9 protein-coding genes are annotated in these 11,506 nt (G+C 71.9%); 1 reads left to right on the top strand and 8 read right to left on the bottom strand.

Translation table 11 applies throughout. The features are described from left to right. Nucleotides 1–100 precede the first annotated feature (100 nt). The 7 genes from AC0665_RS19130 to AC0665_RS19100 all read right to left on the bottom strand — a co-directional run bounded on the left by AC0665_RS19130 (nucleotide 101) and on the right by AC0665_RS19100 (nucleotide 8,366). Entirely contained in the window at nucleotides 101–1,105 is a 1,005-nt protein-coding gene (locus AC0665_RS19130; RefSeq protein ID WP_478705420.1) for a (-)-alpha-amorphene synthase, read from the bottom strand. Continuing rightward, nucleotides 1,089–2,564, bottom strand: a complete 1,476-nt coding sequence (locus AC0665_RS19125; RefSeq protein WP_478608254.1) for a cytochrome P450 — start codon at nucleotides 2,562–2,564, stop codon at nucleotides 1,089–1,091. The genes AC0665_RS19130 and AC0665_RS19125 overlap by 17 nt, the downstream gene beginning before the upstream one ends. Nucleotides 2,565–2,890: 326 nt before the next feature. After that, nucleotides 2,891–5,752: a glycosyl hydrolase 115 family protein gene (locus tag AC0665_RS19120; protein ID WP_478705497.1), complete on the bottom strand. Its 2,862-nt coding sequence runs from the start codon at nucleotides 5,750–5,752 to the stop codon at nucleotides 2,891–2,893. 345 nt (nucleotides 5,753–6,097) lie between these two features. After that, nucleotides 6,098–6,568 (bottom strand): SRPBCC domain-containing protein, encoded by a 471-nt coding sequence (locus AC0665_RS19115; protein ID WP_478705419.1) that lies wholly within the window; start codon nucleotides 6,566–6,568, stop codon nucleotides 6,098–6,100. A gap of 113 nt (nucleotides 6,569–6,681) precedes the next feature. Beyond that, the gene (locus AC0665_RS19110) at nucleotides 6,682–7,143 is read right to left on the bottom strand and encodes a nuclear transport factor 2 family protein (protein WP_468405335.1); all 462 of its coding nucleotides are present in this window, start codon (nucleotides 7,141–7,143) and stop codon (nucleotides 6,682–6,684) included. A 120-nt stretch (nucleotides 7,144–7,263) separates the two neighbouring features. Next, nucleotides 7,264–7,857, bottom strand: a complete 594-nt coding sequence (locus tag AC0665_RS19105; RefSeq protein ID WP_478705418.1) for a dienelactone hydrolase family protein — start codon at nucleotides 7,855–7,857, stop codon at nucleotides 7,264–7,266. Nucleotides 7,858–7,955: 98 nt separating this feature from the next. Then, nucleotides 7,956–8,366, bottom strand: coding sequence for a DUF779 domain-containing protein (locus AC0665_RS19100; protein ID WP_478705417.1), 411 nt, complete (start codon nucleotides 8,364–8,366; stop codon nucleotides 7,956–7,958). Nucleotides 8,367–8,527: 161 nt separating this feature from the next. Between AC0665_RS19100 and AC0665_RS19095 the strand changes: the two genes are divergently transcribed. Further along, entirely contained in the window at nucleotides 8,528–9,451 is a 924-nt protein-coding gene (locus tag AC0665_RS19095) for a phosphotransferase family protein (RefSeq protein WP_478705416.1), read from the top strand. A gap of 6 nt (nucleotides 9,452–9,457) precedes the next feature. Here AC0665_RS19095 and AC0665_RS19090 read toward each other — a convergent pair whose 3' ends face one another. After that, on the bottom strand, nucleotides 9,458–11,497 hold the full coding sequence (locus AC0665_RS19090) for a CocE/NonD family hydrolase (protein ID WP_478705415.1): 2,040 nt from the start codon (nucleotides 11,495–11,497) through the stop codon (nucleotides 9,458–9,460). Between the last annotated feature and the right edge of the window lie 9 nt (nucleotides 11,498–11,506).

Genomic DNA, 11,506 nt, shown 5'->3' with positions numbered 1-11,506 from the left:
CGAAGAAGGGTGAATGACCTGCTACAGCCGCGTGAAACACCGATCCCGCGGGTACCGTTGCCCGAATGGGCACTCGCTCCGCGGTCTGATCAGCGCCCTGTCACCCCGCCAGGGGGCCGGCCGCGTCCGCGTAGCGCGGCACGGTGCGGGACCAGTAGTAGCAGCCGCGGATCCACCCGGCCATGCCTTCCACATAGCCGACGCCCGAAGGGCTCAACGACGGTTCGATCGCGGCGCGCAGCTCCTGGAACTCGCGGATCGTGCGGTTGATCCGCTCGATGGCCAGCGTGACGGCCACCGGCAGGGGGCACTGGTGGGCCCGTTGGTAGGCGAGGGCCAGATTGATCATTCCGCCGGACCGCTGCTCCTTGACCGCGGAGAAGAGGTCGGGGATCCACACCGCCGCGTCGGCCGACAGCCGGGCGAGCCGCCGCATGAGCGGGTGGTGGAGCTCGCCGGGGGGCAGCTCGCAGGGCTGCGCGGCCTCGCACAGCGGGTGGAAGGGCTCCACGCCCGCGGTGAGGGACCGTATCGAGGTGCACAGCCCCGACCGGAGGGGGGAGGGGTGGCTCTGCGCGACCGCCTCGTACAGCAGGCCGTGCACGTACTCGCGGCTCTTCCACGCCCAGCGCGCGGCCTGCGCCGGGGTGCAGCGTTCGCCGACCTGGCGGTGGAGGTCGGCCAGGGCGGCACCCAGCGGGGTATCGGGCGCTGCGCCGTCCCGCAGGATCGCGATGCTCTCGCACAGCATCGGCAGCAGGAGCCCCGGCCCGTGCCGGCCGACCTCCTCGGCCCGGTCGTCGAAGACGAACTGGTAGGCGATCTGGAGGGCGACGAGCCGCAGGATGCCGGGATCCGCGTCGGGGCTGTTGTAGGAGGCCAGTTCGGCCGGGCGGGTGCGGGAGATCATGGCCGCCACCCCCGGCTCGTCACTCAGCCCGGTCACGCGCAGCCAGTGGTCGACGGCCGCCGCGGCGTCCGGCTCGTGGGGGTTGCACCGGAACGGAAAGGGCATGTGGAGCCGGGTGTCGATCAGCTCGACCAGGTTCGCGGGGGCGGTTCCGCCCGGCGTGACGATCGTTGCTTCCTCATGCGTGGTGGACACCGTCGTCACCGTCCCTCCGGCTCTTGTCCGCCCCGGGCGCCGCGGGCGCGGCTCCGGGCGCGGCGGCGACGGCGTGCGGCGCGGTGCCGCCCGGTGCGTCCGCCCGTGGGACGCAGATCATCGTCAGGGACCTCGGTCCCAGGGTCGCCCCCGGGCGGGGCGGGGCGACGCGTCCGGTGGGATGCCGTAACCGCCAGCGGCCGGCGATGGTGGCCAGGGCCACCGTCATCTCGGCCATGGAGAACAGGTCGCCGATGCACTTGCGGTTGCCGGCGGCGAACGGGATCAGCGCCCCGTGCGGACCGGCGGCCGCACCGCCCTCCAGCCAGCGCTCGGGCAGGAACCGGTCGGGCTCGGGGAATGACTCGGGGTCGTGGTGCAGGAGGTACGGGCTGTACAGGACGGTGGTCCCCCTCGGCAGCCGGCGCCCGGCCAGCTCCGTCTCGCGGGTCGTGACCCGGGTGAAGAGCCAGCCCGGCGGGGAATGGCGCAGGGTCTCCGTGAGGACGGACCGGGTGTAGACCAGACGCGGCAGATCATCGGCGTCGGGCAGCCGGCCGCCGAGGACGGTGTCGACCTCGGCGTGCAGTCGCCGCTCCACCTCCGGGTGCTGGGCCAGCAGACCGAACACCGAGGCCAGACACATCGAAGGGCTCTCCGACCCGGTGAGCAGGAGCGACACCAACTGGTCCTGGACCTCCCGGTCGGTGACCGGGGGCGTGCCGTCCTCGGCCCCGGCGGCCGTGAGCAGGAGCCCCAGCAGATCGTCGCGGGGCGCACCCACGCGGCGCTCGGCGACGGCCGCGTCGATGAGTTCGCGTACCCGCTCCACCGCACGCCGGTAGCGGCGGTTGGCCGGAGTGGGGAGACGGAACAGGACGTCGACCGGCACGACGGTGCGCACGAACAGGCCGCGCACGATGGCGGCGAGGCAGTGCCGCACCTCGTCGGCCGCCGCCGGACCGAGCGAGTCGGACAGCAGGAGCCGGCTGATCAGCCGGGTCGTCAGAGTCAGCGTGGCGGCACTGACATCGACCTTCTGCCCGTCCCGCCAGTCACGGCACAACGCCTCGGCCTCCCGGGCCATCAGGTCCGTCTGCGCGGCGACCCGGGAAGGGCGGAAGGTGGGTTGCAGCATGCGGCGCTGGCGCCGGTGCTCGCCGTGCGGGCAGGTGACGACGCCGTTGCCCATCAGCGCCCGCAGCCGCTCGTACTGCGGTCCGCCCTTGTCGAAGGTACGGGTGTCCCTGAGCATCAGGTGGACCAGCTCGGGGTGACACACCATCCAGGCCCGCTGGGGGCCCAGGCGTATCTCGACCAGATCACCCCGCTCGGGAAGAGAATTCAGAAACTCCAGCGGACGGCGGAACAAGGCGATACCGTGGCCGATGGATGGGAATATGCCTGGAGCAGTACCAACCGTCCATGCCTGTTGCGATTCGGGAACGCGGCTGTTCATCGAATACCACCCGCTTCGGTCGACCGGGGAAAACGGTGACGTTTCACCGACGTGGCGCTTGCACCATGTCCTGCCCAGTCCAACCCCGCCGCTGACTTGACGAACCCTTTCTCCAAGGGGGCGCACGGGTGCACAGGGAAGCGCTGAGTGCATCACTTCCGAAGCACGTCAGGCAAAAAGCGGTGTTCTTCCGTCACTCGCGCTTCTCGGGGCGTCCTCACGTCTTTTCCGTATACACCGATATGCACCGGTCCGGAAATGCCGCCGGGAGCAGCCGGGCGGCTCGGCGGCTCGCTCACGGAGCCGACGGGCCGCCCGGTCCCGGGTCAGGAGCGGCGATAACTCTCGGGCGGCGCCAGATACCCGCCCCCCGCCCCGCCCGTGTCGATCACGATCTGGTCCACCGCGATCCCCGGATCCACCATGAACACCCTCAGCACATGGTCGCCCGGAGCGGCCACCGTCACCCGGACCGTCAGCTTCTCGACGCCCTCCTCCACGTTGCGCGCCCAGGCGTCGCCCCGGTTGCCGGTGGCGACCGCCTGGCCCGACACGACCGCCGGGGGCTGGTCGTCGAGGGCGACGGCGACACGTCGCCTGCCGCGTTCGTCCAGCGAGGGCAGACGGAAGACGGTCACCGGGAACGTGCCGGCCGTGGAGAAGCGGATGCGGTACCGCAGCTCCGGTGACCGGGTGGTGAGCTCCTCGGTGATCGGCGGTGCCGTCGTCGGGACCGCCTCGACCGCCGCCGTACGGCGGCCCAGCCCGCGCACCACCCGCCACCGCGCCCCACCGCGCGGCACCTCACGGTCGAAGTGCGCGGCGTCGATCGACACATAGCCGTGGGCCTCGACGAACCCGCGGGCGCGACGGCGCGCCCGTTCCCCGTCGTTGACCACCAGCAGCGGCACCCCGATGCTCCGGCCGGCGCCCGTGAAGGTCAGCGCCGGGCGGTGCGTGCCCTCCGGCACCCGCGCCCAGTCGATCTCGGCCCACACCCGCAGCTGGTCGGTGAGTTCACCGCCCGTCGTGCTCAGCCGGATCCACGGGGCGCTCGGCTCGGCACGCCACTCCAGCGGCAGGAAGCCGGTGTTGAAGACGTCCACGAAACGGCGGTCGCGGGTGTAGGAGGAGAAGGACAACGGGCGGTCGGTTCCCGTCTCGTTGCCCTCGGAGGCGAGGCCCAGGCCCGAGGTCTCCTGGCGGGGGAGTCTGGTCACGGCCGGGCGGCCCGGTGCCTTGGGGATCTCGGACGGGTAGGGGTTGACGATGCCGTCCCACTTGCCGCCCGCGATCTGCGTGTTGTAGCGCCGGGTGATCGCCTGCTCCTCGGTGTGCGCCGCCTCGGCCAGGTCCGCGAAACGGTTCGTGCCGGCCCCGCGGCCCTGCCGGGCGGCGAGCGCGTTGCGATCGGCCCAGTAGTACTTCAGGTTCATCAGGTACGCGCCGTGCACGGGGTACTCGACCAGCTCGAAGTAGGCGTCCCGGCAGGACTCGGGCAGCTTCGCGCCGAGCCGGCGCGCCCGCTCCAGCAGGTTCTCGTAGGCCGTCATGCGGCGGCCGGCCTCGTCGCCGTGGTGCACCGTCGAGAAGACCGCCCGGTCGATGAACTCCGGGCGCCGCTCCGCCGCGAGGCGGTAGTACTCGGTGCGCAGGGCGGCGATCTCCGCGCCGTACCGCCGGCCGAACTGGCGCCCGGACCACTCCACGAGGAAGTCCTCGACGTTCTCAGGGCCCCACCGGTCCACGTCCCAGGCCATGTCCAGGCAGAAGGACAGCCCCGTCTCGATCGACTTGATGTCACCGACGTTGAAGATCCACATGCGGTCCGCCCGGTGCTCGTGGACCCGGCGCAACTCCTGCCACACCTTGCTCAACTGCGTGGTGTCCAGCCACAGATAGCTGCGGGGGCGTCCCCAGTAGGAGAGGTGGTAGTAGATGCCGTTGCCGCCGGAGCGGCGTCGCTCGGCGTCGTTCGGGAGCTGGCGCATGTTGCCGTGGTTGTCGTCCGGCCAGATCAGCGTGACGTCCTCGGGGACCTGCACGCCCGCGTTGTACAGCTCCAGGACCTCCTTGTACGGGATGAAGATCTGCGGCCCGGCGGCCGGGCCGACCTCCTCGGCCAGGATGCGGCGCTGGTCGGCGATGATGTCGTTCATCACCGCGACCTTCTCCGGGACGGTGGTGGCGTGCTTCGTCTCCAGCGCCGAGTCGTGCAGCCCGCGCATGCCGATCGTCCAGCTGCTCTCGTAGGCGGCGTTCTGGCGCGCCCGCGCCCGCCAGTAGTCGGAGATGACGGACGGGTTCACCGTGTAGTCGTACAGGGGGAGCGTGCCGTCCGCGGCCCGGTGCTCCTCGGCCCACGGCTGCCACTCGTGGACGCCGTTGCGCAGCATGGCCTCGGGGTGGCTGGAGCCGACCACGATGCCGTAGCGGTCGGCCAGTTCGGGGTTCTCGCGGTGCTTGTTGAAGAAGTCGGAGTAGGGGTGCATCGCCGGCCAGAGGTAGTTGGCCTTGAGGCGGAGCAGCAGCTCGAAGACCCGCTCGTAGGTCTTCGGGCCGATGTTCTTGTCCGGCTCCTGGGTGCGGTGGGACCAGGTGGTGAGGTTCTGCTCGTCGTTGATGAAGATGCCCCGGTAGCGGACGGCGGGTTCCCGCCGGACGAGGGGCCCGGCCGGGACCGTCACCGTGTCACGGCGGGCCACGGGGACGTCGGCCCACCAGTACCAGGGCGAGACGCCGATGCGCTCCGAGGTGTCGTAGACGCCGTAGACCGTGCCGCGGCGGTCGCTTCCGGCGATGACCAGGGCACGCTCCACACCGGGCAGCGGACGGTCCACGACCTGGGTGACGGAGGCCTCCCAGCGGTCCTTCACCCGGGAGACGTCCAGGCGTCCCTGCCCGATGAGCCGGTCGATCACCGGGCTCGCGCCGATCGTGCCCACCAGGACCAGCAGCCGGGCACGCGGCGGGACGGTGTGCACGAGCTTCGGCCGTACGCCGCCGACGCGCTCCACGTCGGCCTGGAGGTCCCCGGCCGCGCGGATGACGGCGGGGTCGTCCGCCGCGTCGACGCACACGTCCACGGCGGTGCCGTCCTGGAGCAGGGGGAAGTCCGGGCGGCGGGCCGAGGGCGCGGCCTCGGCAGCGGGGACGGGAAGCAGGGGAGCGGCACCCACGGCCGCCATGCCCCGTAAGAAGGACTTGCGGGTGACGGACGGGAACGGCGGTCTCTGCGGCACTGGGCACTGCCTTTCCGCGCCGGCCCGCGACGGTTCCTCGTCCGGTCGTCGGCGGGGCTGCGCACACGGGAGTTGGCATGGGCAGGCTAGAAAGCGCTTGCCGCAGCACCCTAGGGGAGGCTTCGTGAGGGCGTCCAGACGGTGACGGCGGGTCTGTTGGTGCGCCCGGTTCGTGAGGCGCGGCTTCTCGGCGCCCTTCGGGCTGGGCCGGCCCGGCCGGGTGGCGCTCCGTGCGGAGGATTCAGGCGGGCGCCGCCGTCGATGCGCCCCGGTGCTGTGCGGTCCCGCCGCTCAGAAGGCGTCGCCGGTCTCGACGAGCCGGGCCAATTGGGCCAGGGCCATGCGCGTGCCCGTCTCGTTGTCCGCGGCGGGCACGGCGTCGGGGACGCCCTCGTGCACCATGAGCACGTCGGTGCCGCCGTCCTCGGCGTCGGTGAGCGTGGTCGTCAGGGTCATGGTGCCGCCCAGGGCGGGGTCGGCGGTCTCGAACTCCAGCACTTCCACCACCTGTTCGCCGGGCACCAGACGCGCGAAGTGCCCGTGGTAGGTGTCGGTGTGCGCGGCCGACTTCCCTGAGGCGGCCGGTGCGTCGTAGGTGAGGGAGACACGGAAGCCACCGCCCTCGCGGGCGTCGAACTCGTGCACCTCGGCGCGCATCCCGGCCGGCACCCGCCAGCGCGCGATCGCCTCGGCGCTCACCAGCGCCCGGTAGACGGCGGCACGGGGAGCGTCGACATGGCCGGAGACCCGGGACGTGTACATGGGCCCACCCTAGGTGCCACGGGTGTGGCGGGCAGGTGGAGCGCGGGCGTGGTCACCTCCCGGTGGTCTTCGTCCGCACCTGCCAGGTCCGAGGGTTTCCGTGACGTGCTGGGTCAGGAGCGGCCGCTGAGGCTTGCGGCCACCGCGGTCAGTCGGTCCATCGCGTGAGCCACGCCGAGCCCGTCCATGTAGTCGCGGACATGCACGATCTGGCCGTTTCGGACACGGATCACGAGGAGGCCCGGGAAGCTGAAGGGCCGGCCGGTCGTGGTCACGGTCCCGGAGACGACCTGCTCGACGACGATCACCTCCGGATCGGTGGACTCGTGCACGGCGACTTCGCGGATCTCCTGCGGTTGTGCCGGGCTCGCGCCCCAGGCCGCTCGATAGCCCGCGCGGACCTCGTCGCGTCCCCGGTAGCGCTCGGGCATGCCGGGGAAGAGGAAAGGGAACTCGTGCACGGCGTCGACCGCGTACAGATCGGCCAGGTCGTCCGCGGACTTGTCGAGCATCGCCCGCTGGTATCGGGCCAGCACCTCACGAGGGCCGAGGTCGGCCGAAGTGGTGTCCGGCATCGCGATGGACTCCGTTCCGTCGGCGTGTGGACGAGTGTGTTCGAGAACTGGGCCGCAACTCAAGGGGTTTGTGTCTCGGGGACCGGACAACGGCCTCCGAGATCCACTGATCCGACCACCTCAGCAAGAGCCGTCAGAAGGGCCCTGGTGCGAGCCGAGGAACTCGATCGTCCGCCGGGTCAGGAGTTCGGCTGCGGCCGGAGTGTAGGACGGCAGCGAACGGTCCGCGAACAGGTGCCGGTCTCCGGGGTAGAGGAACAGCTCCGCGTCAGCGCTGCCGGAGACGAGGGCGCGAGCCGCGTCGGCGTCCTCGGCGAAGAACGGGTCGGCTTCCATCGCGTGCACCTGCACCGGCACGCCGTCCGGCCAAGCCGTCCCGAACTCGGCCACCGGGATGCAGGCGTGGAACAGGAGCGCGCCCCGAGCGCCCGCCCGTGTCTGGGCCAGCTTCTGGGCGGGCAGCACACCGAGTGAGAAGCCGACGTAGAAGACGTCCTGCGGAAGGTGTCCGGCCGCGCGGACGCCGCGCTCGGTCGTTTCGGCGAAGCCGATCCGTTCGACATGGCCCGCGCCCTCCTCGAGAGAGGCGAAGGTACGGCCCTCCAAGAGATCGGGTGTGTGGACGGTGTGGCCGGCGCCGCGGAGTTCGTCGGCGAATGCGGCGACCCCCGGGGTCAGGCCCTGCGCGTGATGGAACAGGACGACTTCTGCCATGTCCGGACCCCTTGCCGACGAGTAGCGGATGATCCGGAACTCTAGGAGATCGAGGGGCGCCGCGACAGGCCGGCAGGGTCAGCCCGGCCGACGGGGCGTCATGCCGTACCGGTGTGGTCCGCACCGTCGCGCAGGGGCGGCTTCGACGCGAGGCGGTGCAGTTCCTCGTCGGTGAGGAGACGGGAGCGGAGCAGGAAGCGGACGCCCTCCGGGGCCTCCAGCGAGAAGCCGCTGCCGCGGCCGGGGACCACGTCCACGGTGAGATGGGTGTGCGACCAGTGCCTGAACTGGTCCGCGCTCATCCAGAACGGGGTGTCCCCGGCCACGTGTCCCAGCAGCACGTCCGAGCCGCCGACCCGGAACTCGTCGCGTGGGTAGCACATCGGGGCGCTGCCGTCGCAGCAGCCGCCGGACTGGTGGAACATCACCGGCCCGTGCGCCGCGGTCAGCCGCCGCAGCAGCTCCTCGGCGGCGGGGGTCAGTTCGACACGTCCTGTGCGCACGGTCATGTGGTCCTCCTGGCGGCGAGGGCGGGTCGGGAACCGGTCCGTATCGCGAGTCCTCCAGTATCCGCCGCCGTGCCCGCGGGAGCCGCAAGGCGGGTGCACCCGGCGACTTCCGTGCCCGGCGGGAGAGACGGCCCGCGGGCGGCGCTGGTTGAATGCCGCGCATGACCGAGACGGACACGCACGAGGCCGACCCCTGGGTTCAGTACTTCGCCCGACGCGGCCACCCACGCGCGCGGCGCCTCGCCTCCGGCATAGAGGGGACCGTCTACCGGCTCCGGGAGGGAACCGTGGCGAAGGTGTGGACCGGGCGCCCTCCGCAGGACTTCGCCCTGACCCGACGGCTCTACGCCGACATCGCCCGGCACCCCCTGCCCTTCGACACTCCGGAGATCCTCGGCGTCGAGGAGCACGACGGGGTGCTGGTCAGCTATGAACGCGAGCTGGGCGGGCGCCCGTTGCGCTCCGGCACCGAGGGCGACCCGCCCGCCCGCGACCTGCCCCGCGGCGAGACCGACGCCCTGCTCACCGTCCTGCGCGGGCTCGCCTCCGTCCCGGGCACCCATGCCATGCGGCGCATGGCGATCCAGGGGGACGACCGGCCGCTCTGGCAGGGCCACTCCCGCTTCTCCGACGCGCTCGCCGCTCTCGTGGAACGGGCCGCGGGCCGCAACGGGGACGCCCTCGCCGCGCACGTGCCCGGCCTGGCCGACGTCGTGTCCCGCACGGCCGCCGCGCTGCGGGCCCTGCCCGACCAGGCCGACAGTGTCGTCCACGGCGACCTGGTGCCGCCCAACATCCACCTCGACGAGGCCGGACGGCCCGTGGCCGTCCTCGACTTCGGGTTCTGCACCACGGTTGGCGACCCCGCCTTCGAGGCGGCGGTCACGGCCGCCGTCTGGGACATGTACGGACCCGACGCCGACCGTCACACCGCCGAGCTGAGCCGTCTCTTCGCCCGCGAACTGGGCCATGCCGAAGAGGTCCTGACCCTCTACCGCAGGGCCTACGCCCTCATCACGTACGACCTCTTCGGCACCGGCCCGCAGGACGGGCACTTCCGCTGGTGCGCCGCCCGGCTGAGGTGACGCGGCCTACAGCAGGTCGCGGGGGACCTCCTCGTTCCAGGTGCGGGAGAAGACCCGCCGGCCTGCCTCGTAGGCGTCGAGGGTCGCGTCGACGAAGAAGTCCGTCTCGTCGCACGTGAGCCGGGTGTGGGTGACCACCCGCACGTCCCAGTCGTCCCGCTGGAACCGCATGGTCCACGTGGTCTCGCCGCCGACCGAGGTGAAGTCGTCGGCGACCGCCGTGTACCGCTCGTGGGCGCGGCGGCCGGCCTCCAGGCCGATGTCCTCGAAGCGGACCGTGCCCCGGTCCTTCACGATGTCCAGCTCGGAGCGGTAGTCGATCAGATCCCGCTTGACGTCCCAGCGTTCCTCCGGCGGCGTCACCTGGGTCATGGCGAGCGGGGGAGTGCCCTCGGGCTCACCGAAGGGCGAGGACGGCACCTCGTCGGGCTCGTCCACCGGCCGCACCGGCAGGGTGAGCGTGCTGGAGTGCTCGTGGACGCTGAGCAGGGCCGGCTTGGGCGCGGGCCAGGCCAGCGGCCAGTAGGACGTCGACAGGGACAGCCGGATGCGGTGGCCGGGAGGGAACGCCTGGGCCACCCCGTTCAGCGGGATGGTGGCCCGGTAGCGCCGGCCCGGCTCCAACGGCTCGGGGGCCTCGGTGCTGTCACGGCGGGTCAGATTCAGGATGCCGTACGAGACGCGCGTCGCGGCGCCGTCGGGGCTCACGTCGGACAGCCGCGCGGCCACCAGGGCGACCGGCTCGCTGACCGACAGGTCGAGCTCCACGCTCGGCGAGCCGAGGATCTCCACCGGCTCGGTCAGCGGCTCGGTGTCGAAGACGAGCGAACCGCCGTCCTCCTCCCGCTGGTCGTAGGGCAGGTCCGGGGGCGCGTTGTAGGAGGCCCACTTGCCCGCGAACTGGCCGACGGAGAGCGGTGAGCGGACGGTCATCGCCTCACCGCCCTCGGGCGCCGGCGCGTCCGCGTCGCGCGGCGGCCCGATCGTGTGCCGGGTGAGCGGGTGCGTGACGGACCGGATGTGCGGGGACGGCCAGTCCGGCTCGCCCACCCAGCGGCCCGGCCGCTCCTCGTAGGAGGTGGAGGGCGGCACGCTGTCCTGCATCCACGCCTGGAGCATCGGCCCGTCCATGACGCCGTTGTCGACACCCTTGAGCCAGTGGTCCCACCACCGCACGAGCTCCTGGAGGTAGCCGATGGCCGGGCCCGGCTCCCCGAGGTGCGGGAACTTGTGCGACCAGGGCCCGATCAGCCCCTTGCGGGGCACGTCCAGGTTGCCCAGCAGCCGGGTCACGGCGTTGGAGTAGCCGTCCGCCCAGCCGCTCGAGGCCAGGACCGGACATTGCACGCTCGTGTAGTCCTCGCACACCGAGGCGTGCCGCCAGTAGTCGTCGCGGCGCTGGTGGCGCAGCCACTCCAGCACCCAGGGCTCGGTGTTCTCCAGCCGCTCGTGCCACATCTCGCGCCAGCGCTCGCCGACCACGGCCGGGTCGGGCGGGCAGGTGCCGTAGGCGAACATGGTGCCCGCCTCGGCCAGGTTGTCCGACAGCAGGGCGCCGCCCATGTAGTGCATGTCGTCGGCGTGCCGGTCGTCGGTGAACGAGGCGATGGCGATGGCCTTCAGGCTCGGCGGCCGGCGGGCCGCCACCTGGAGCGCCGCGAACGCGCCCCAGGAGATGCCCATCATGCCCGTGCCGCCGTCGCACCACGGTTGCTCCGCCAGCCAGGCCAGGACCTCCTCGGCGTCCGCCTGCTCCCGCTCCAGGTACTCGTCGCGCAGCACGCCCTCCGAGTCGCCGGTGCCGCGCAGGTCGACGCGGACGCAGGCGTAGCCGTGCCCGGCGAGGTAGGGGTGGTGGATCGAGTCGCGTACGGCGGTCAGGTCGCGCTTGCGGTACGGGATGTACTCCAGCACCGCCGGCACCGGCTCCTGGTCGGAGGAGGTGGGGCGCCAGATGTGCGCGGAGAGCCGGATCCCGTCGGACATCGGGATCGTGACGTGCTCTTCTTCCTTCGTCTCGTACGGCAGGTTGGTCACATAACGCATTGAAGTGAC

The organism is Streptomyces sp. NPDC043685 (genome assembly GCF_056436585.1).
This window is presented reverse-complemented; position numbering and strand designations above follow the sequence as displayed.

Excerpts from the sequence above, each read along its gene's own strand:
- AC0665_RS19110 (WP_468405335.1), bottom strand. The coding sequence starts at position 7,143 with ATGCCGGACACCACTTCGGCCGACCTCGGCCCTCGTGAGGTGCTGGCC.
- AC0665_RS19095 (WP_478705416.1), top strand. The coding sequence starts at position 8,528 with ATGACCGAGACGGACACGCACGAGGCCGACCCCTGGGTTCAGTACTTC.
- AC0665_RS19090 (WP_478705415.1), bottom strand. The coding sequence starts at position 11,497 with ATGCGTTATGTGACCAACCTGCCGTACGAGACGAAGGAAGAAGAGCAC.
- AC0665_RS19105 (WP_478705418.1), bottom strand. The coding sequence starts at position 7,857 with ATGGCAGAAGTCGTCCTGTTCCATCACGCGCAGGGCCTGACCCCGGGG.
- AC0665_RS19125 (WP_478608254.1), bottom strand. The coding sequence starts at position 2,564 with ATGAACAGCCGCGTTCCCGAATCGCAACAGGCATGGACGGTTGGTACT.
- AC0665_RS19100 (WP_478705417.1), bottom strand. The coding sequence starts at position 8,366 with ATGACCGTGCGCACAGGACGTGTCGAACTGACCCCCGCCGCCGAGGAG.
- AC0665_RS19120 (WP_478705497.1), bottom strand. The coding sequence starts at position 5,752 with ATGGCGGCCGTGGGTGCCGCTCCCCTGCTTCCCGTCCCCGCTGCCGAG.
- AC0665_RS19115 (WP_478705419.1), bottom strand. The coding sequence starts at position 6,568 with ATGTACACGTCCCGGGTCTCCGGCCATGTCGACGCTCCCCGTGCCGCC.